Raw genomic sequence first — 20632 nt, 5'->3', positions numbered from 1 at the left:
GAATTGATCAAAAATCTAGCCATATTTTAAGAATTAGTGATTACCAAATTATTATCAATAAGAAACAAGCAGTTGGGTTAATACAAACGGTACGAATCGTCCTCATTCGTACCGTTTGATAGTCTTATTTTAGTAATGCATCGATGGAGTTGTATGCTACAGAGTGGTAGTTGGGGCGTGCTTTCTGGTAGATTGCTCGAGCCATCTCCGTACCTTCTTCAGTTTTGATGAGCTCTTTGTAGAGCGGGGTGAGGAATTTCCTTCTGCCGGTATGCACTAGGAACTTTTCTAAGTTGGGATATCCTGCTTCATATTGATTCGAAATGATTTGGACGGCCCAAAGCGCAAATATCTCGCTGTTACCACTGTTTGTGAAATCGAAGGCATCATCCAGCAGGGTCATTTCTTCGATCCCGTAGTTTTCTGGGAGCAGACGGATGAAATGCAACCATTCGTGGGTGCTCCATTGGCTACTTCCATAGCTAGAATCAAGGGTTACAGTATCATGGTTCTCTTGCCAGTTGGACAGTGCTTTTTCTACATTGTCAAACTTGTTAGAGACAGGCTGAGGGCAATTGGCTGGCAGTTCAGGCCCATAGATCCATTGCTGATAGAAGGTGCTGTCCAACCCAACCGTATTCTCATCAATTAAATCCCTTTGCAAGATTTCGACAAACTCTTCGGTGGTCATTACCTTGAAAGCATTGGTGTTGAAGTAGTTTTTGACAAAAGCATCCCACTTTTCTCTCCCAACTGTTTCTTCTATGAGTCTTAGGAAGAAATAACCTTTGTCATAGGCGATGGCGGTCAGACCATCATCAGGGTTTCTTCCATCCAGATTTAGTTTGAGATGCGTGTCGGCAGGATTTGTCGCGGAGATTTCTATGATTTCCGCCTTTAGGTCTTGTAGCGAAAGCATGGCGAGCATTTCGGAATACTCTCTGCCATAGAGGGACTCCATGATCCTGTTTTCGAAGTAGACGGTAAATCCCTCATTGAGCCAGAAGTCATCCCATGTAGCATTGGTGACCAGGTTGCCAGACCAAGAGTGGGCGAGTTCGTGAGCCACCAGAGAGATCAGCGACTTGTCCCCTGCGATGATCGTCGGTGTAGCAAAAGTCAACCTTGGATTTTCCATCCCTCCGAATGGGAAACTAGGAGGCAGCACGATGATGTCGTATCGATCCCAGCGATAGGCACCATACAATTCTTCCGCAGCAGCAATCATATTTTCCAACCCTTCAAATTCATCGGCTGATTTTTCTAGCATAGAGGGTTCCGCATAGACTCCACTGCGTTGACCCAAGGGCAGAAAATCAATATCTCCAACTGTCAACGCCATGAGATAAGCAGGTATCGGTTGCTTCATCTCAAAATGATAAGTACCAGTAGTGTTTTTCTCCACGGGATTAGAAGCACTCATCAGAGGTAATAAATCCCTGGGGACGGTTACTTCAGCAGTGTAGGTAAAACGAATCCCTGGAGAGTCTTGTATGGGGATCCATGATCGAGCGAGGATGGCCTGAGACTGAGAGAACAAAAATGGCTTGACCTTACCTTGAGTTTGCTCTGGAGTGAGCCACTGCAAGGCTTCCGCTTCGGGTGTGGTTTGATAGGTGATCGACACCTCTGTCGTCTCTGGATCTATCTCAATAAGTAAGGCACTACCGAGTATTGGGTCTTCAGGCTTCAATTCATAGTTTAGTGTTTCACCATCTTGATTTTTAATTTCCACAATGTTCAACCCTTTGGTGTCTAGGATGACATGTTTAACCTGAGGCGTATTGTCTAACGTCAGTTTAGCAGTTGCAGCTATAATGTGTTTTTCAAAATCGAGCTCAGCTGTCCAATCAAGGTGGGTAACTATGGATTCTGATGGATTGGCATAGGAGTGATTGTCTTTGATTACTGTGTTCATTGGTTCGTTAGCTTTGTGAGAGTTACATTGACTGAATAGTGTCATGGCTAGGATCAGTGCAATGAGTTGGGAGGGGATGTTGTTTTTTGTTTTCATGAAATGTTGAAATGATTTTTTTGGAAAATACCATGTGCAATAAGTGTCAAAAATCACTGTTTAAATGCGATTTAAAATGCAAAGCAGAAAAAGTTTTAAAACCACCGAAAATAGTTTTGCAAAAATTTGAATAAGAATCAAAAGCATATAATTTTGCACTTCCTAAAAAACGAGAGAGTAATGCTTTTGAGTCTTGAAGGGAATGGTTCTTATATTTTATGACCAAAAGGGGGGATACCAAAGCGGCCAACTGGGACGGACTGTAACTCCGTTGACTTATGTCTTCACAGGTTCGAATCCTGTTCCCCCCACCATTGGCCTTCTCATGTTGGATACATGAGAAGAAAGGTAATAAGCGGGAGTAGCTCAGTTGGTAGAGCGACAGCCTTCCAAGCTGTAGGTCGCGGGTTCGAGCCTCGTCTCCCGCTCATTTATTGAATCAGCCGATGTAGCTCAGGGGTAGAGTGCTTCCTTGGTAAGGAAGAGGTCACGGGTTCAAATCCCGTCATTGGCTCTTGATAGTCTGAGTGATCCTTTTGTAGAAGGAAGGGTATTGATTGGCGATAATTTGTTGCTGCACGTAGTGTTGTAGCATTTTTATATTTAAATAGAATTTTAACTAAAATAGGAATTTTCAGACATGGCTAAAGAAACCTTTGACCGTTCGAAACCACACGTGAATATTGGTACAATTGGTCACGTGGATCACGGAAAGACAACTTTGACTGCTGCGATCTCTTCAGTTCTTGCATCGAAGGGTCTAGCGCAGATAAAAGATTTTTCTTCTATTGATAACGCTCCAGAAGAAAAAGAAAGAGGTATTACTATCAATACTTCTCACATCGAATATCAAACTGCAACAAGACACTATGCTCACGTGGATTGTCCAGGTCACGCCGATTATGTGAAAAACATGATTACTGGTGCGGCTCAAATGGATGGTGCTATTATCGTGGTTGCTGCTACTGATGGACCAATGCCACAAACTAGAGAGCACATCTTGCTTTCTCGTCAGGTTGGTGTTCCAGCTTTGGTTGTGTTCATGAACAAAGTGGATTTGGTTGACGATCCAGAATTGCTTGAGCTAGTTGAGATGGAAGTAAGAGAATTGCTTTCAGCTTATGACTTCCCAGGTGATGATATTCCTGTAATTGCTGGTTCTGCTCTTGGAGCTTTGAATGGCGAGCCTGAGTGGGTTGCTAAAGTAGAAGAGTTGATGGATGCAGTTGATAACTTCATTCCATTACCAGAAAGAGCAGTTGACAAAGACTTCTTAATGCCAGTAGAGGACGTATTCTCTATCACAGGTAGAGGTACTGTTGCAACTGGTAGAATCGAAAGAGGTGTTACCAACACAGGTGATGCTGTCGATATCATCGGTATGGGTGCAGAAAACATGACATCTACAGTTACTGGAGTTGAAATGTTTAGAAAAATATTGGACAGAGGTGAAGCTGGTGATAACGTTGGTCTTTTGCTAAGAGGTATTGAAAAATCTCAAATCAAGAGAGGAATGATTATCTGTAAGCCAAAATCAGTTAATCCTCATGCTAAGTTCAAAGCTGAAATCTACGTATTGTCAAAAGAAGAAGGTGGAAGACACACTCCTTTCTTTAACAAATACAGACCACAGTTTTACGTAAGAACAACTGACGTTACAGGTGAAATCATGCTTCCAGAAGGAGTAGAAATGGTTATGCCAGGTGATAACGTGACTATCGAAGTTACTTTGATCAACAAAATCGCAATGGAAAAAGGATTGAGATTTGCGATCAGAGAAGGCGGTAGAACTGTTGGATCAGGACAAGTAACTGAAATCTTAGACTAAGGTCTAAAACGTATAAAATAATAACAATGCGCTTCATTTTACGATGAAGCGCATTTGTTTATACAAATTATTTTACCTAATTTTGCAGTCCTTTTTAAAGGAACTGAATACACGGGTGTAGCTCAATTGGCAGAGTAGTGGTCTCCAAAACCATTGGTTGGGAGTTCGAGTCTCTCCACCCGTGCAATGTTTAACACCAAAGGTTTGTACTATGACGAAACTGATTAATTTTTTTAAGGAGTCGTATGATGAGATGGTCCACAAGGTTACATGGTCCAAATATTCAGAATTACAGAGTAGTTCAGTATTAGTTCTAGTCGCTTCCCTGATCTTTGCGTTGTTCATAGGTTTGATAGATCTCAGCTTTGAGAACTTATTAGACTGGTATTATCATAATCTATAAAAGCCTAAAGCCCTAGATATAATGAGTGAATTAAAATGGTACGTCGTTCGTGCTGTCAGTGGGCAGGAGAAGAAAGTAAAGTCTTATCTTGAAACTGAAATTACCAGAATGGGTCTGGAGGAATTCATTCCTCAAGTCATGATACCTGCAGAAAAGGTGTATGAAATGAGAAATGGGAAAAAGAGAGTCCGTGAAAGAAACTTCTTTCCAGGATATATTCTTATTTCTGCTGACATCAATCATGGTGAAGTACAACACACCATCACCAATATTCCAGGTGTAATAGGATTTTTAGGAGCCAATGATGGAGGACCATCTAAGACTCCTGTAGCCCTACGTCAAAATGAGGTAAACCGAATTTTGGGTAAAGTAGATGAAGCAGAAGAGCAAGAAGAACAGCTTGATACGCCATTTATTGTAGGTGAGACAGTTAAAGTAATGGACGGTCCATTTAATGGATTTACAGGTAGTGTCGAAGAAGTCTTCGAAGAGCGTAAAAAGCTTAATGTTATGGTTAAGATTTTTGGACGTAATACGCCTGTAGAACTGAATTATATTCAAGTAGAAAAAACAGAGTAGAAATGGCTAAGGAAATTAGTGGTTACTTAAAGTTACAGATTAAGGGTGGTGCTGCCAATCCGTCTCCTCCAGTAGGACCAGCGTTGGGTAGTAAGGGTCTTAATATCATGGACTTCTGTAAGCAATTTAATGCTAGAACCCAGGAAAAAGCGGGTCAGGTACTCCCTGTTCTAATTACTATCTACACTGACAAATCTTTTGATTTTGTAATCAAGACATCTCCTGCCGCAGTATTATTATTGAATGCTGCCAATATCAAAAAAGGTTCTTCAGAATCTAATAGAGATAAAGTAGGATCTGTTTCTTGGGATCAAATCAAAGAAATTGCAGAAACTAAAATGCCTGATTTGAATGCATTTACAATAGAGTCTGCAATGAAGTTGGTAGCAGGTACAGCTAGAAGTATGGGAATCAAAGTAAGTGGACAAGCCCCTTGGGCCAATTAATTTAAAATTAAAATGGCAAAATTGACGAAAAATCAAAAACTAGCTGCAGAAAAGTACGACAAGACTCAAAGCTACGGCATTGAAGAAGCGGCTAAGCTAGTGAAGGAAATTACTACAACTAAGTTCGATGCATCAGTTGATGTGGACATTAGGCTAGGAGTTGATCCAAGAAAGGCAGACCAGATGGTAAGAGGCGTAGTGGCGCTTCCTCATGGAACTGGTAAAGACGTAAGAGTATTGGTGCTTTGCACACCTGACAAAGAGCAGGAAGCTAAGGATGCTGGTGCAGACCACGTCGGATTAGATGACTATATCAAGAAAATCGAAGGCGGTTGGACGGATATTGATGTAATCATTACCATGCCTACAGTGATGGCCAAAGTAGGTCGTATCGGTAGAGTATTGGGACCAAGAGGTTTGATGCCAAACCCAAAATCTGGAACAGTTACTCTTGATGTGGCGAAAGCAGTAAAAGAAGTTAAATCTGGTAAGATCGACTTCAAAGTAGATAAGTTTGGTATCATCCATGCAGGTATTGGAAAGGTTTCTTTCACTCCTCAGATGATCAAAGAAAATGCTTTGGAATTGATTCACACCGTGTCAAAATTGAAGCCTGCAAGTGCAAAAGGTACTTACATGAAAGGAATTAGCCTTTCTAGTACCATGAGCCCAGGTATCACTGTTGATAAGGGATCTATCACTGGATTGTAAAATTAGCTTTAACTATTTCAAACCCATTCAGGGTAAGATTTAAAAAGAACTAAGATGACAAGAGAAGAAAAAGCTAAAATCATAGCAGAACTTTCTGACAAGTTTAAGGCAAGTGGAAATTTCTACTTCACCAGTGCTGCAGGAATGACCGTAGCACAGGTTAATAAGTTGAGAAGAAAATGCTTTGAAAGTGGCATAGAATACAGGGTAATCAAGAATACCTTGATTAAGAAAGCATTGGAAACAGTAGATGCTGATTTCTCTTCATTGAATGATGAAGTTTTGACGGGTTTTTCAGGCGTTATGTTTACTGGACAAGATTCAGCAAACGCACCTGCTAAGCTTATCAAAAAATTTGTAAAAGAAGACAAAGTAGACAAGCTTAAACTTAAAGGGGCTTCCATCGAATACGATCTCTTTATAGGAGAGCAGCACCTCAATACGCTTGCCGAGCTCAAATCTAAAAATGAGCTTATTGGTGAAATTGTTGGGTTGTTACAATCTCCAGCCAAGAATGTTATTTCTTCACTTCAGAGTGGAGGTCAGACACTTTCTGGGTTGCTTAAAACATTGTCTGAACGTTAATTTAGGTTTCAAATCATAAAAATTTAATTATTTAAGAAAATGGCAGATTTAAAAGAATTCGCTGAACAGTTGGTTAACCTTACTGTTAAGGAAGTAAATGAATTAGCTACTATATTGAAAGATGAGTACGGAATTGAGCCAGCTGCTGCTGCTGCTCCTGTTATGGTAGCTGGTGCTGCTGGAGGAGAAGAAGGTGGTGCTGAAGAAAAAAGCACTTTCGACGTAATCTTGAAATCACCAGGAGGAGCTAAATTGGCTATCGTTAAATTGGTAAAAGAATTGACAGGTCTAGGATTGAAAGAAGCTAAGGAATTAGTGGATGGTGCTCCTAAGCCAGTCAAAGAAGGCGTAGCTAAGGATGAAGCTGAAGGGTTGAAGAAGCAACTAGAAGAGGCTGGAGCTGAAGTAGAGCTCAAGTAAGATTTGACAGTTTTTATTTAAAAACGTCTAAATATTTAGACCTGGTCCCGACCACAATTGGGATCAGGTCTTTTCCTGTTTCTGCTTGCACAGAAACATTTCCATATTTGTTGTAACATAAAATTATACGGCCTTGGCTAGTAAAAATAAATCTGAAAGAATTAGTTTCTCTTCAATAAAGTCGGTAATCGATTACCCAGATTTTTTGAAGGTTCAATTACAATCTTTTGAAGATTTTTTCCAGTTGGAAACCCCAGCTGAAAAAAGAGTTCAGGAAGGATTGTTTAAAGTGTTTTCAGAAAACTTCCCAATATCTGATTCTAGAGAGAATTTTGTGCTTGAGTTTATCGACTATTTGGTCGATCCTCCAAAGTACAATGTGGATGAATCAATTGACAGGGGGTTGACTTATTCTGTTCCGTTGAAAGCAAAGTTGAGATTGTCATGCAATGACGATGACAATGATGATTTCGAAACGATCGAGCAGGAAGTTTTCTTAGGCAACATACCTTATATGACTGCCAAAGGTTCGTTTGTTATCAATGGTGCTGAGCGTGTGATTGTATCCCAACTTCACAGATCGCCTGGTGTGTTCTTTGCTCAAAGTAAGCATACCAATGGTACCAAGCTTTATTCTGCGAGAATCATTCCTTTTAAAGGTTCTTGGATAGAATTTGCTACCGATGTAAACAACGTCATGTATGCTTACATCGATAGAAAGAAAAAATTCCCCGTAACCACATTGTTGAGATCAATTGGTTATGGATCTGATAAAGATATACTTGATTTGTTTGGCCTATCTGAAGAGGTAGAAGCTAACAAGAAAGATCTAGCCAAAGTAGTAGGTAGAAAATTGGCGGCAAGAGTCTTGAGAACTTGGACTGAAGATTTCGTGGATGAGGATACTGGTGAAGTAGTATCGATCGATCGAAATGAAGTAGTTCTTGAAAGAGATTCTGTTATCGAAGAGGAGGATGTGGAGACTATCTTGGACTCTGGTTCAAAGTCTATTATCCTACACAAGAAGGATGTAAACATTACGGACTACTCTATCATCTACAATACACTACAAAAAGATAACTCTAACTCTGAGAAGGAAGCCGTAGAGCAAATCTACCGTCAGTTGAGAAATACTGAGGCACCTGATGAGCAGACTGCTAGAGATATCATCAACAACTTGTTCTTTAGTGACAAGAGATATGATTTGGGTGAGGTAGGTAGATATAGAATCAACCGAAAACTTCAACTCGATTTAAGTAACGACTCAAGAGTATTGACGAAAGTTGATATTATCTTGATTGTAAAATATTTGATTGGTTTGATCAACTCTAAGGCTGTAGTTGATGATATTGATCACTTGAGCAACAGACGTGTAAGAACTGTCGGTGAGCAGCTTTACGCTCAGTTTGGCGTGGGATTGTCTAGAATGGCAAGAACTATCAAAGAAAGAATGAATGTCAGAGACAATGAAGAGTTCAAGCCAATTGATTTGATCAATGCAAGGACTTTGTCATCTGTAATCAACTCATTCTTTGGAACCAACCAGTTGTCACAGTTTATGGATCAAACGAATCCATTGGCAGAGGTGACACACAAAAGAAGAATGTCTGCACTCGGACCTGGAGGTCTTTCTAGAGAAAGAGCAGGTTTTGAGGTTCGTGACGTTCACTACACTCACTACGGTAGACTTTGTACGATTGAGACACCTGAGGGACCCAACATTGGTTTGATTTCTTCTCTATGTGTGCATGCGAAAGTAAACAGCATGGGATTCATAGAGACTCCTTATAGAGAGGTAGAAAATGGCGTAGTTAATATGTCAAGTGATGTGAAGTATTTGACTGCAGAAGAAGAAGATACTTACAACATTGCACAGGCCAACGCTCCATTGACTGATGACGGCAAGTTCATCAATGATACGGTCAAGGCTAGATTCGAAGGAGACTTCCCAGTAGTAGGGCCGACAGATTTGAAGTACATGGACGTGGCGCCTAACCAGATTGTGTCGGTTGCAGCATCTATGATTCCTTTCTTGGAGCATGATGATGCGAACCGTGCCTTGATGGGATCTAACATGCAACGTCAAGCTGTTCCTTTGTTGAAACCAGAAGCACCGATTGTAGGTACTGGTTTGGAGAAGAGAGTTGCTTTAGATTCAAGATCGTTGATCTTGGCAGAGAAAACTGGAGTGATCTCCTATGTTGATGCTACTAAGATTGTTGTAAAGTATGACATGACTGATAACGATAAAATCGTGTCATTCAATGACGAGCATACTACTTACGATTTGATCAAGTTCAGAAGAACGAACCAAGATACTTGCATCAACTTGAAGCCGATTGTTTTCAAGGGAGACAAAGTAGTACCAGGTCAGCCTTTGTGTGAAGGTTTCGCAACACAAAATGGTGAGTTGGCATTGGGTAGAAACCTGATGGTGGCTTACATGCCATGGCAGGGATACAACTTTGAGGATGCGATTGTGATTTCTGAAAGAGTTGTAAGAGAAGATATATTCACCTCTATTCATATTGATGAGTATGATTTGGAAGTGAGAGATACTAAACGTGGAGAGGAAGAGTTGACTTCTGAGATTCCAAACGTGAGTGAGGAAGCAGTCAAAAACTTGGATGAAAATGGTGTCATCCGTGTAGGTGCTGAAATCAAAGAAGGCGACATTCTGATAGGAAAAATTACTCCAAAGGGAGAAACTGATCCAACTCCAGAAGAGAAGCTTTTGAGAGCAATCTTTGGTGATAAGGCGGGCGATGTAAAGGATGCTTCTTTGAAAGCGTCTCCGTCATTGAGAGGTGTAGTAATCGATACCAAATTATTCTCAAGACCTAAGAAAGACAAAGACTTGCGAGCTAAGTCTAAGAAAGAAGTGGAGATTTTGAAGGCCAATTATTCTAAAGAATTGAGAGACCTTAGAAATCTAATCATTGATAAACTGGTTCAACTACTTGGAGGTAAAACTTGTCAAGGAATCAAGCATAAGTTTGGTGAAGAAATCATGTCTAAGGGCGTGAAATTCAATGCCAAGAACATTCAGGAAAACTTGTTCCCAGAGAGAAATGTTTACCGTGATGAGAGCAGTTACCATGTTGCCGAAGAGGTTAACTTGATTTCTGACTTGATTTTGGAAAACTGGACGACTGATGAAACAGTGAATGGTTTGGTTTTCGATCTTGTGAAGAATTACAACAAGAAGAGAAATGACATAGGTGGTATCTTCAAGAGAGAAAGATTCACTCTAGAAGTAGGAGATGAATTGCCTGCAGGTATCGTGAAATTGGCCAAAGTTTATATTGCTAAGAAGCGTAAGCTGAAAGTAGGTGATAAGATGGCTGGACGTCATGGTAACAAAGGGGTTGTCGCGAAAGTGGTAAGAGAAGAAGACATGCCATTCCTAGAGGATGGAACTCCAATGGATATTTGTCTCAACCCTCTTGGTGTACCGTCTAGGATGAACATCGGACAGATTTATGAAACAGTTCTTGCATGGGCGGGGCATAAATTGGGTAGAAGATATGCTACACCAATTTTTGATGGTGCGACTATGGAAGAAGTGGCCGCAGAGTTGAAAGAAGCTGGCTTGCCAGAGTATGGCAGATCTTATTTGTACGACGGTTTGTCAGGACAGAGATTCGATCAGCCGATTACAGTAGGTATCGCATACATGCTGAAACTAGGTCACTTGGTAGATGACAAGATGCACGCAAGATCAATAGGACCATACTCATTGATTACTCAGCAACCATTGGGCGGTAAGGCTCAGTTTGGTGGACAGAGATTTGGAGAGATGGAAGTATGGGCATTGGAGGCATTTGGTGCTGCCAACGTACTGCAAGAGATCTTGACTATCAAGTCGGATGACGTGATCGGTAGAGCAAAAGCTTATGAAGCGATTGTAAAAGGTGAAAATATGAATAAACCTAATATCCCAGAATCATTCAACGTATTGGTTCACGAATTGAGAGGTTTGGCTCTTGAAATCACTTTAGACTAATTTATTAATGATAACTCGGTCCCGGTCACTCGGGATCATAACTTATAAATTGAATTATGGCATTCAGAAAAAGCAAAAAGCTAAGCAGTGACTTTTCGAGAGTAACAGTAAGTTTAGCTTCTCCCGAATCTATTCTGGAAAGCTCACATGGTGAGGTTACACAGCCAGAGACAATCAATTATAGAACATACAAGCCAGAGATGGGTGGTTTGTTCTGTGAGAGAATTTTTGGACCAGTTAAAGATTGGGAATGTCATTGCGGTAAATACAAGAGAATCAGATACAAAGGTATTATCTGTGATCGTTGTGGTGTGGAAGTTACTGAAAAGAAAGTAAGAAGAGAGAGAATGGGACACATCGAATTGGTGGTTCCTGTTGCTCATATCTGGTACTTCAAATCACTACCAAATAAGATCGGTTATCTTTTGGGTATCCCAACCAAGAAACTAGATCAAATCATCTACTACGAACGATACTTGGTTATTCAACCAGGTCTCAAGGAAGAAGATGGAATCAATAGAAATGACTTCTTGACAGAAGATGAGTATTTGGATATCTTGGATAAGTTGCCAAGAGAAAACCAACTATTGGATGATGAAGATCCTAACAAATTCATCGCAAAGATGGGTGCGGATGCACTAGAGATGTCTTTGTCAAGAATAGACTTGGATACTTTGTCTTATGATTTGAGACACCAGGCAGCTACTGATACTTCTCAGCAGAGAAAGGCAGAAGCATTGAAAAGGTTGAAAGTAGTTGAGGCATTTAGAGATGCGAAAACTAGAATCGAGAACAAGCCTGAGTGGATGATTATCAAGATGGTACCTGTCATACCTCCAGAATTGCGTCCATTGGTGCCATTAGATGGCGGTAGATTCGCGACTTCTGATTTGAATGACTTGTACAGACGAGTGATCATCAGAAACAACCGTTTGAAGAGATTGATCGACATCAAAGCACCAGAAGTTATTCTTAGAAATGAGAAAAGGATGCTTCAAGAAGCTGTCGATTCATTGTTCGATAACTCTAGAAAAGTAAACGCAGTAAGATCAGATGGAAACAGAGCTTTGAAATCTTTGAGTGATATGCTCAAAGGAAAGCAAGGTAGATTCCGTCAAAACTTGTTGGGTAAAAGGGTAGATTATTCTGGTCGTTCGGTTATTGTCGTAGGTCCAGAATTGAAAATGCACGAGTGTGGACTTCCAAAAGGAATGGCAGCTGAGCTTTTCAAGCCTTTTATCATTAGAAAGTTGATCGAAAGAGGCATCGTGAAAACGGTGAAGTCTGCGAAAAAAATAGTAGATAGAAAGGATCCTGTCATCTGGGATATTTTGGAGAACGTATTGAAAGGACATCCAGTTCTTCTTAACCGTGCCCCTACGCTTCACAGATTGGGTATTCAAGCTTTCCAACCAAAATTGATTGAAGGAAAAGCGATCCAGCTACACCCATTGGCATGTACGGCATTCAACGCCGATTTTGATGGTGACCAGATGGCTGTTCACGTACCGTTAGGTCATGAGGCTATTTTGGAAGCTTCTTTGTTGATGCTTGCATCTCACAACATCTTGAACCCTGCAAATGGTGCGCCTATTACAGTACCATCTCAGGACATGGTTTTGGGATTGTACTATGTGACCAAAGGTAGAAGATCTACCAAGACTGAAAAGGTCCAAGGTGAAGGAATGACTTTCTACTCTGCAGAAGAAGTAATCATTGCGATCAACGAAGAGCGCCTTTCGAAACATGCTTACATCAAAGTAAGAACGAAAGTTAGAAATGAAGACGGTGGCTTGGACACCAAAATCATCGAAACTGTAGCAGGTAGAGTATTGTTCAATCAATTCGTGCCAGAGGAAGTAGGTTTCGTGGATGAACTGTTGACTAAGAAAAAACTGCAGCAGATCATTTCTCACGTATTCAAAATCTCAGGAATGGCAAGAACTGCCAATTTCTTGGATGATATCAAGCACCTAGGCTTCCAATCAGCATACAAAGGCGGATTGTCTATGGGATTGGGTGATATCAACATCCCTGCTGAGAAGGATGAATTGGTTGCGCAAGCAAAAGAAGAAGTAGCAGCAGTATGGGCCAACTATCAAATGGGTCTCATCACTGATAATGAAAGATATAACCAAGTAATTGACATCTGGACACGAATCAACTCAATGTTGACGGGTACATTGATGAAGCAATTGGAGGAAGAGAATCAAGGATTTAACTCGATCTATATGATGATGCACTCTGGAGCAAGAGGTTCTAGAGAGCAAATCAGACAGTTGGGAGGGATGAGAGGTTTGATGGCTAAGCCTCAAAAGAACTTGCAAGGTTCTGTAGGTGAAATCATCGAGAACCCGATTTTGTCTAACTTTAAAGAAGGACTGGACGTAATCGAGTACTTTATTTCAACCCACGGTGCACGTAAAGGTCTTGCCGATACTGCCTTGAAAACTGCGGATGCGGGTTACTTGACTAGACGTTTGGTAGACGTAGCACAAGATGTGGTTGTTAATGAGCCAGATTGTGGTACTTTGAGAGGTTTGGTTGTTTCTGCATTGAAGGACAACGAAGATATCGTTGAACCTTTGTCAGAGAGAATCTTGGGTAGAGTATCTGTACATGATGTGTATGATCCTATTTCAGGCAAATTGTTGATTCCTTCTGGTATTGAGATTTCTGAGGAGCTGGCCAACAAGGTAGATGAATCTGCCATCGAGGAAGTGGAAATCAGATCAGTATTGACTTGTGAGTCCAAAAAGGGTGTTTGTTCTAACTGTTATGGTAGAAACTTGGCTTCTGGACAGATGGCACAGATTGGGGATGCAGTAGGAGTTATTGCAGCACAATCAATCGGTGAGCCTGGTACACAGTTGACTTTGAGAACTTTCCACGTAGGGGGTACTGCTTCTAACATCGCTGTTGAAGCAACTATCGTAGCTAAGTTTGACGGTGTGATTGAATTCGAAGAATTGAGAACAATCAAAACAGTCAACAACGATGGCAAAGAATTGAATGTCGTCATGGCAAGAGCAGGTGAGGTCAAAATCAACGATCCTGAAACAGGAAAAACGTTGATCAGTAACCATGTGCCGTATGGTTCTTTCTTAGCTGTTAAGAACAAGAAAAAAGTTAAAAAAGGAGATCAGCTATGTAGCTGGGATCCATACAACGCCGTGATTCTTTCAGAATATGATGGTACTGTTGAGTTCGAGGCAATCGAAGAAGGTATCACTTATAAAGAAGAATCTGATGAGCAAACAGGTCACAGAGAAAAGGTAATTATCGATACGAAGGATAAAACCAAAAACCCTGCGATCGTTGTTAGAAGCGGTGAAGAAGATAGAACGTATAACATCCCAGTGGGTGCTCACCTTTCTGTTGAAATTGGAGATCAAATCAAGGGTGGTCAAATCCTTGCTAAAATCCCAAGATCAATGGGTAAGTCTAGAGATATTACTGGAGGTCTGCCGAGAGTAACAGAATTGTTCGAGGCGAGAAATCCTTCTAACCCAGCTGTCGTTTCAGAAATCGACGGGGTGGTGACTTATGGTGGTATCAAGAGAGGTAACAGAGAAATCTTCATTGAATCTAGAGATGGTGTCATGAAGAGATACTTGGTGTCTCTATCTAAGCACATCCTCGTACAGGACAATGACTTTGTGAGAGCGGGTTATGCATTGTCTGATGGAGCAACTACTCCAGCTGATATCTTGGCGATCAAAGGACCTACTGCTGTACAGGAGTACTTGGTGAATGAGATTCAAGAGGTGTACAGATTGCAAGGTGTGAAAATCAATGATAAGCACATCGAAACCATCGTAAGACAGATGATGCAAAAGGTGATCATTCTTGATGCAGGAGACACTAGTTTCCTTCCAAACCAAATCGTGGATAAGTTCAAATTCATGGAGGAGAATGATTCTATCTTGGACATGAAAGTAGTGTCTGATGCTGGAGATTCAGGAAACTTAAGACCAGGTCAAATAATTACTTCTAGACAATTGAGAGATGAAAACTCTAGCTTGAAGCGTAAGGATTTGAAGTTGGTGACGGTGAGAAATGCAGAACCTGCAGTATCTAAGCCAACACTTCAAGGTATTACTCAAGCGTCTTTGGGAACTGAAAGCTTTATTTCGGCTGCTTCCTTCCAGGAAACAACCAAAGTATTGAGTGAGGCTTCTATCAGAGGCAAGAGAGATTCATTGCAAGGCTTGAAGGAAAATGTGATCGTGGGTCATTTGATTCCTGCAGGTACTGGACAGAGAACATTCCAAAACTTGATCGTAGGATCACAAGAGGAATATGATTCTTTGGTCAGCTCGAAAGAAGAGTTTGCAAACAGATCTAGAGCATACCAAGAAAATGAGTAAAATGGAAAATAAACCAGAGAAGAAAGTGCCAAGCAACCAAATCAACATAGAGTTGTCTGAGGAGATTGCCGAAGGAGTTTATGCCAATTTGGCCATGATTGCACATTCTAACTCGGAGTTTGTCATTGATTTTATTCGTTTGATGCCAGGAGTACCTAAGGCAAAGGTGAAATCGCGAGTGGTGATTACACCAGAGCACGCCAAAAGATTGCAAGCGGCACTTCAGGATAACATAGTGAAATATGAACAGACTTTCGGGCCGATCAAACAGGTCGAGGACTCACCGAAGTTTCCCATGAATTTTGGGGGAGCTGTAGGAGAAGCCTAAGAGTCTATTAAAAATACAGACGAAAGGAGTTCCCAGTGGACTCCTTTTTTCTTGGAAGCTTGATAGGGATTTTAAATTAAAATATGCTGATAATCAGAACTTTTTTATTAGCAATATTTTTATTAGACTTTATTGTTTCTATCTTTGCGTTCCAAAAAATGAACGGTAGAGAATAATTTAAAAGAAAGATAAATGCCTACTATACAACAATTAGTAAGAAAAGGTAGAAAAACATTGGTTTCTAAATCAAAGTCTCCGGCTTTGGACTCTTGTCCTCAAAGACGTGGTGTTTGTACCAGAGTTTATACTACTACACCTAAGAAACCTAACTCGGCAATGAGAAAGGTAGCAAGGGTAAGATTGACGAATGGTAAAGAAGTGAACGCCTATATTCCAGGTGAGGGTCACAATCTACAAGAACACTCGATTGTTTTGATCAGAGGTGGTAGAGTAAAGGATTTACCGGGTGTTAGATACCATATTATTAGAGGTGCATTGGATACTGCTGGTGTAAACGGCCGTACACAGAGACGATCTAAGTATGGAGCGAAGAGACCTAAGGATAAAAAGTAAAAATTGATAAAATAAAATGAGAAAATCGAAACCAAAGAAGAGATATATTCTTCCTGATCCTAAGTTCAAAGATACGCTCGTATCTAAGTTTGTGAACTATCTAATGGTGGACGGAAAGAAGAGTATTGCTTATTCTATCTTTTATGATGCAGTAGCTATCGTAGAAGAAAAAACAAGTGAGAATGGTCTTGAAACTTGGAAAAAGGCACTTAACAACATTATGCCTTCTGTTGAGGTTAAAAGCAGAAGAGTAGGTGGTGCTACATTTCAAGTTCCTATTGAGGTAAGACCTTTGAGGAAGACTTCATTAGGAATCAAATGGATGATTTCTTACGCACGCAATAGAGGCGAGAAAACAATGAAGGAGCGTTTGGCTGGCGAGATCATCGCTGCAGCAAAAGGCGAAGGAGCAGCTGTGAAGAAAAAAGATGATACGCACAGAATGGCTGACGCTAACAAAGCATTTTCACATTTTAGATTTTAATCAAACAAAATAATGGCAAGAGATCTTAGCTTGACACGTAATATTGGTATTGCTGCCCACATTGATGCAGGTAAAACTACAACAACTGAGCGTATACTATATTATACTGGTGTCAGCCATAAAATTGGTGAAGTGCATGATGGTGCTGCTACCATGGACTGGATGGCTCAGGAGCAGGAAAGAGGTATTACAATTACTTCTGCTGCAACTACCGTTTTTTGGAATTACAAAGAGAAACAATACCACATTAATATAATTGATACTCCTGGTCACGTAGACTTCACAGTTGAAGTAAACAGATCTTTGAGAGTATTGGACGGTTTGGTTTTCTTGTTTAGTGCTGTGGATGGTGTTGAACCACAATCAGAGACTAACTGGAGACTAGCTGACAACTACAAAGTAGCTCGTTTAGGATTTGTCAACAAAATGGACAGACCTGGATCGGACTTCTTGAAAGTTTGCGCTCAGGTGAATGAGAGATTGGGAACAAAGGCAGTTCCGTTCCAATTACCAATAGGTAATGAGGATACTTTCAAAGGAGTGGTTGACTTGGTAGAAAGAAAAGCAATGATCTGGAATGAAGAGGATATGGGAATGACTTTCCAAGAAATCGAAATTCCAGCGGATATGGTAGAAGAAGTCGACGAATACAGAGAAAAGCTTCTAGAAGCTGTCGCTGAATACGACGAGGGGTTGATGGAGAAATACTTCGAAGATCCAAATTCTATCACAAGAGATGAGATCATAGCAGCTTCTAGAAAAGCTACTATTGATTTGGCTTTCGTACCTATGTTCTGTGGATCTGCATTCAAGAACAAGGGAGTTCAGACGATGTTGGATTACGTGATGGAATTGCTTCCATCTCCAATGGATAGAGAAGGTATCGAAGGTATCGATCCAGATACGGATGAGCCTATCTTGAGAAAACCTTCTGCTGAAGAGCCATTTACAGCCTTAGCATTTAAGATCGCCACTGACCCATTTGTTGGACGTCTTTGTTTTGCAAGAGCTTACGCAGGTACTTTAGGCTCTGGATCTTATGTGTTCAACACAAGAACAGGCAAGAAAGAAAGAATATCTAGAATATTCCAAATGCATGCCAACAAGCAAAATCAAATTGATTTGTTCCATGCTGGAGATATTGCTGCGGTAGTAGGATTTAAGGATATCAAAACTGGAGATACACTTTGTGATGAAAAACACAAAATTGTACTTGAGTCTATGGTATTCCCAGAGCCAGTTATCGGTTATGCTATTGAGCCTAAAACTCAAGCTGACGTTGATAAACTTGGTATGGCTATCGCTAAGTTGGTAGAGGAAGATCCAACTTTGCAAGTAGAAACTGATCATGACACTGGACAGACTATCTTGAGAGGTATGGGTGAGCTTCACCTAGATATCATCATCGATAGGATGAAGAGAGAGTTCAAGGTGGAAATCAACCAAGGCGCTCCTCAAGTAGCTTACAAAGAAGCTATCCAAACTTTAGTTGATCACAAAGAGGTTTACAAAAAGCAATCAGGGGGTAAAGGTAAATTTGCCGATATCGTGTTTGAGTTGTCTCCAGTGGATGAAGACTTCAACAAAGTAGGACTACAGTTTGTAAATGCAATCGTGGGTGGTGTGATTCCTAAGGAATTTATTCCAGCCATCGAAAAAGGCTTTGCATCTGCCATGGTGAATGGACCACTAGCTGGATTCCCATTGGATAGCATGAAAGTCAAATTGTATCACGGTTCGTTCCATGATGTCGATTCAGATGCACTATCATTTGAGCTTGCAGCTAGAATGGGCTTTAAAGCAGCTGCTAAGAAGGCTAGTCCAGTATTGCTTGAGCCTGTGATGGGCGTGGAAATCTTGACTCCAGACGAGTACACAGGATCTGTGACTGGTGACTTGAACAGAAGAAGAGGTATCATGAAAGGAATGGACGTAAGAGGAAATTCTCAAGTAGTGAAAGCTGATGTTCCTTTGTCTGAGTTGTTTGGTTATGTAACTGATTTGAGAACGATGACTTCAGGTAGAGCAACTGCTTCCTTGACATTCTCTCACTATGATCCAGTTCCGCGTAACATTGCTGAGACTGTTATAAAGAAAGAAAAAGGCGAATAGTCCGTAATAATTATTGATATGAATCAGAAAATTAGAATAAAGCTAAAGTCTTACGATCATAACTTGGTTGACAAGTCGTCTGAGAAAATCGTAAGAGCGGTGAAAACTACTGGCGCAATAGTAAGCGGACCAATTCCACTTCCTACTGTAAAAGAGAAATTCACAGTTTTGAAGTCACCACACGTTAACAAAAAAGCAAGAGAGCAATTCCAGCTTTGTACTTACAAGAGATTGGTAGATATCTACTCTAATAGTGCAAAAACTGTTGATGCTTTGATGAAGCTTGAATTGCCAAGTGGTGTTGATGTAGAAATCAAGGTCTAACTTTTTAGACTGGTAGATACTAAAGAACCAGCATTCGTTTGCTGGTTCTTTTTTTGTCGCTACGTGTAGCGAATATTTATGTTTTATTATTTGAGATAGAAAATATATTTACTATCTTTGCAGTCCTTTTGCCGATTTGAGTGAAAGGACACAATAAGTTTATAGAAATTTAATACTGTAATGTCAGGTATAATAGGAAAAAAAATTGGGATGACTAGCATCTTTAGTGCCGATGGACGTAATGTCGCATGCACGTTGATAGAAGCTGGTCCTTGCGTGGTAACGCAAGTAAAGAATGAAGAGACTGACGGGTATACAGCTGTGCAATTGGGTTACGGAGAACGTAAAGAAAAGCGCACAACGAAAGCCTTGAAAGGTCACTTCGCAAAAGCGAAGACTACTCCTAAGCAACATTTGATTGAGTTCAGAGACTTCAGAGTAGAATTTGAAGGAGGAGTGGAATTGGGTCAAGCAATCAATGTTGCAGATGTTTTCCAAGTGGAGGATTTTGTCGATGTAATCGCAAACTCTAAAGGTAAAGGTTTCCAAGGGGTTGTGAAAAGACATAGCTTCGGTGGTGTAGGTCAAGCAACTCACGGTCAGCACAACAGACTAAGAGCACCAGGATCAGTTGGTGGAGCATCTTACCCAGCGAGAGTATTCAAGGGCATGAGAATGGCCGGACGTACAGGTAACGATAGAGTAAAGGTGACAAACTTGCAGGTGATGAAAATCATCCCAGAGAAGAACCTTATTTTGGTAAGTGGATCTATTCCAGGTCCTAAGAATGGTACAGTAATTCTAGAGAAATAGTCATGAAAGTATCCGTATTAACTAAAACTGGTGAAAATACCGGGAGAGAGGTAGATTTGTCTAAGGATGTTTTTGGTATCGAACCAAATGATCATGCTATATATCTAGATGTAAAGCAGTATTTGGCTAACCAAAGACAAGGAACGCATAAATCTAAAGAAAGAGCGGAAATCGCTGGTTCTACAAGAAAAATCAAAAAACAAAAGGGAACTGGTACAGCAAGAGCTGGTAGCATCAAGTCTCCTGTGTTTAGAGGTGGAGGTAGAGTTTTTGGTCCTAAGCCAAGAAACTACAGCATCGATTTGAATAAGAAATTGAAAGTTTTGGCTAGAAAGTCTGCTTTGTCTTACAAGGCGACTGAGAAGTGTATTTCAGTTTTAGAAGATTTCACATTTGAAACTGCTAGAACAAAGGATTACGTCGCTCTATTGGATGGCCTTGCTGTATCTAACAAGAAGACCTTGTTGGTATTATCAGAAGATGACAAGAACGTCTTGTTGTCATCAAGAAACTTGAGAAAAGCACAAGTTACAACCGCTGCGCAAATCAATACTTATGATTTGTTGAATGCTGATAACTTGATCCTTTTGGAAGGTTCAATTGAGAAGATTCAGAACTTATTAACGAAATAAGAAG

General features: G+C 40.6%; 17 protein-coding genes and 4 tRNA genes. 20 read left to right on the top strand and 1 reads right to left on the bottom strand.

What is annotated here, in order from left to right:
- Nucleotides 1-124: 124 nt before the first annotated feature.
- Nucleotides 125-2014 (bottom strand): M1 family metallopeptidase, encoded by a 1890-nt coding sequence (locus N6H18_RS02530; protein ID WP_262310266.1) that lies wholly within the window; start codon nucleotides 2012-2014, stop codon nucleotides 125-127.
- A 228-nt stretch (nucleotides 2015-2242) separates the two neighbouring features.
- Between N6H18_RS02530 and N6H18_RS02525 the strand changes: the two genes are divergently transcribed.
- The 20 genes from N6H18_RS02525 to rplD all read left to right on the top strand — a co-directional run bounded on the left by N6H18_RS02525 (nucleotide 2243) and on the right by rplD (nucleotide 20628).
- Nucleotides 2243-2328, top strand: a tRNA-Tyr gene (locus tag N6H18_RS02525).
- 41 nt (nucleotides 2329-2369) lie between these two features.
- A tRNA-Gly gene (locus N6H18_RS02520) sits at nucleotides 2370-2442 on the top strand.
- 14 nt (nucleotides 2443-2456) lie between these two features.
- Nucleotides 2457-2528, top strand: a tRNA-Thr gene (locus tag N6H18_RS02515).
- Nucleotides 2529-2654: 126 nt separating this feature from the next.
- Nucleotides 2655-3842 carry an elongation factor Tu gene (gene tuf, locus N6H18_RS02510; RefSeq protein WP_262310265.1) on the top strand — a complete coding sequence of 396 codons (1188 nt, stop codon included), beginning with the start codon at nucleotides 2655-2657 and terminating at the stop codon, nucleotides 3840-3842.
- A gap of 111 nt (nucleotides 3843-3953) precedes the next feature.
- A tRNA-Trp gene (locus tag N6H18_RS02505) sits at nucleotides 3954-4026 on the top strand.
- A gap of 27 nt (nucleotides 4027-4053) precedes the next feature.
- Nucleotides 4054-4245 carry a preprotein translocase subunit SecE gene (gene secE, locus N6H18_RS18715; RefSeq protein WP_262310264.1) on the top strand — a complete coding sequence of 64 codons (192 nt, stop codon included), beginning with the start codon at nucleotides 4054-4056 and terminating at the stop codon, nucleotides 4243-4245.
- 21 nt (nucleotides 4246-4266) lie between these two features.
- A complete protein-coding gene (gene nusG / locus N6H18_RS02495; protein WP_262310263.1) occupies nucleotides 4267-4824 on the top strand; it encodes a transcription termination/antitermination protein NusG in 558 nt (185 codons plus the stop codon).
- A 2-nt stretch (nucleotides 4825-4826) separates the two neighbouring features.
- Nucleotides 4827-5270 (top strand): 50S ribosomal protein L11, encoded by a 444-nt coding sequence (gene rplK / locus N6H18_RS02490; protein ID WP_262310262.1) that lies wholly within the window; start codon nucleotides 4827-4829, stop codon nucleotides 5268-5270.
- 12 nt (nucleotides 5271-5282) lie between these two features.
- A complete protein-coding gene (gene rplA, locus N6H18_RS02485; RefSeq protein ID WP_262310261.1) occupies nucleotides 5283-5981 on the top strand; it encodes a 50S ribosomal protein L1 in 699 nt (232 codons plus the stop codon).
- Nucleotides 5982-6035: 54 nt separating this feature from the next.
- On the top strand, nucleotides 6036-6566 hold the full coding sequence (gene rplJ, locus N6H18_RS02480; protein ID WP_262310260.1) for a 50S ribosomal protein L10: 531 nt from the start codon (nucleotides 6036-6038) through the stop codon (nucleotides 6564-6566).
- 39 nt (nucleotides 6567-6605) lie between these two features.
- Nucleotides 6606-6986, top strand: coding sequence for a 50S ribosomal protein L7/L12 (gene rplL, locus N6H18_RS02475; RefSeq protein ID WP_262310259.1), 381 nt, complete (start codon nucleotides 6606-6608; stop codon nucleotides 6984-6986).
- Nucleotides 6987-7119: 133 nt separating this feature from the next.
- Nucleotides 7120-10992, top strand: a complete 3873-nt coding sequence (gene rpoB / locus N6H18_RS02470; RefSeq protein WP_262310258.1) for a DNA-directed RNA polymerase subunit beta — start codon at nucleotides 7120-7122, stop codon at nucleotides 10990-10992.
- 56 nt (nucleotides 10993-11048) lie between these two features.
- The gene (gene rpoC / locus N6H18_RS02465) at nucleotides 11049-15362 is read left to right on the top strand and encodes a DNA-directed RNA polymerase subunit beta' (protein WP_262310257.1); all 4314 of its coding nucleotides are present in this window, start codon (nucleotides 11049-11051) and stop codon (nucleotides 15360-15362) included.
- 1 nt (nucleotide 15363) lies between these two features.
- On the top strand, nucleotides 15364-15690 hold the full coding sequence (locus tag N6H18_RS02460; protein ID WP_262310256.1) for a DUF3467 domain-containing protein: 327 nt from the start codon (nucleotides 15364-15366) through the stop codon (nucleotides 15688-15690).
- A gap of 192 nt (nucleotides 15691-15882) precedes the next feature.
- Nucleotides 15883-16263: a 30S ribosomal protein S12 gene (rpsL, locus tag N6H18_RS02455; RefSeq protein WP_262310255.1), complete on the top strand. Its 381-nt coding sequence runs from the start codon at nucleotides 15883-15885 to the stop codon at nucleotides 16261-16263.
- Between the two features lie 16 nt (nucleotides 16264-16279).
- Nucleotides 16280-16747, top strand: coding sequence for a 30S ribosomal protein S7 (rpsG, locus tag N6H18_RS02450; RefSeq protein ID WP_262310254.1), 468 nt, complete (start codon nucleotides 16280-16282; stop codon nucleotides 16745-16747).
- 12 nt (nucleotides 16748-16759) lie between these two features.
- Nucleotides 16760-18859: an elongation factor G gene (fusA, locus tag N6H18_RS02445; protein WP_262310253.1), complete on the top strand. Its 2100-nt coding sequence runs from the start codon at nucleotides 16760-16762 to the stop codon at nucleotides 18857-18859.
- Between the two features lie 18 nt (nucleotides 18860-18877).
- Nucleotides 18878-19183: a 30S ribosomal protein S10 gene (gene rpsJ, locus N6H18_RS02440; RefSeq protein ID WP_073122851.1), complete on the top strand. Its 306-nt coding sequence runs from the start codon at nucleotides 18878-18880 to the stop codon at nucleotides 19181-19183.
- Between the two features lie 180 nt (nucleotides 19184-19363).
- Complete coding sequence (gene rplC / locus N6H18_RS02435) at nucleotides 19364-19996, top strand: 50S ribosomal protein L3 (RefSeq protein ID WP_262310252.1); 633 nt, start codon at nucleotides 19364-19366, stop codon at nucleotides 19994-19996.
- A gap of 2 nt (nucleotides 19997-19998) precedes the next feature.
- Entirely contained in the window at nucleotides 19999-20628 is a 630-nt protein-coding gene (gene rplD / locus N6H18_RS02430; RefSeq protein WP_262310251.1) for a 50S ribosomal protein L4, read from the top strand.
- Nucleotides 20629-20632 lie beyond the last annotated feature (4 nt).

The organism is Reichenbachiella agarivorans (assembly GCF_025502585.1).
GTDB classification, from domain to species: domain Bacteria; phylum Bacteroidota; class Bacteroidia; order Cytophagales; family Cyclobacteriaceae; genus Reichenbachiella; species Reichenbachiella agarivorans.
Note: the sequence above shows the minus strand (reverse complement) of the source record. Positions and strands in the feature narration are given on the sequence as shown.

Bases quoted from the DNA above. Each gene is read 5' to 3' on its own strand.
- N6H18_RS02530 (WP_262310266.1), bottom strand. From the start codon at position 2,014: ATGAAAACAAAAAACAACATCCCCTCCCAACTCATTGCACTGATCCTA.
- tuf (WP_262310265.1), top strand. From the start codon at position 2,655: ATGGCTAAAGAAACCTTTGACCGTTCGAAACCACACGTGAATATTGGT.
- secE (WP_262310264.1), top strand. From the start codon at position 4,054: ATGACGAAACTGATTAATTTTTTTAAGGAGTCGTATGATGAGATGGTC.
- nusG (WP_262310263.1), top strand. From the start codon at position 4,267: ATGAGTGAATTAAAATGGTACGTCGTTCGTGCTGTCAGTGGGCAGGAG.
- rplK (WP_262310262.1), top strand. From the start codon at position 4,827: ATGGCTAAGGAAATTAGTGGTTACTTAAAGTTACAGATTAAGGGTGGT.
- rplA (WP_262310261.1), top strand. From the start codon at position 5,283: ATGGCAAAATTGACGAAAAATCAAAAACTAGCTGCAGAAAAGTACGAC.
- rplJ (WP_262310260.1), top strand. From the start codon at position 6,036: ATGACAAGAGAAGAAAAAGCTAAAATCATAGCAGAACTTTCTGACAAG.
- rplL (WP_262310259.1), top strand. From the start codon at position 6,606: ATGGCAGATTTAAAAGAATTCGCTGAACAGTTGGTTAACCTTACTGTT.
- rpoC (WP_262310257.1), top strand. From the start codon at position 11,049: ATGGCATTCAGAAAAAGCAAAAAGCTAAGCAGTGACTTTTCGAGAGTA.
- N6H18_RS02460 (WP_262310256.1), top strand. From the start codon at position 15,364: ATGGAAAATAAACCAGAGAAGAAAGTGCCAAGCAACCAAATCAACATA.
- rpsL (WP_262310255.1), top strand. From the start codon at position 15,883: ATGCCTACTATACAACAATTAGTAAGAAAAGGTAGAAAAACATTGGTT.
- rpsG (WP_262310254.1), top strand. From the start codon at position 16,280: ATGAGAAAATCGAAACCAAAGAAGAGATATATTCTTCCTGATCCTAAG.
- fusA (WP_262310253.1), top strand. From the start codon at position 16,760: ATGGCAAGAGATCTTAGCTTGACACGTAATATTGGTATTGCTGCCCAC.
- rpsJ (WP_073122851.1), top strand. From the start codon at position 18,878: ATGAATCAGAAAATTAGAATAAAGCTAAAGTCTTACGATCATAACTTG.
- rplC (WP_262310252.1), top strand. From the start codon at position 19,364: ATGTCAGGTATAATAGGAAAAAAAATTGGGATGACTAGCATCTTTAGT.
- rplD (WP_262310251.1), top strand. From the start codon at position 19,999: ATGAAAGTATCCGTATTAACTAAAACTGGTGAAAATACCGGGAGAGAG.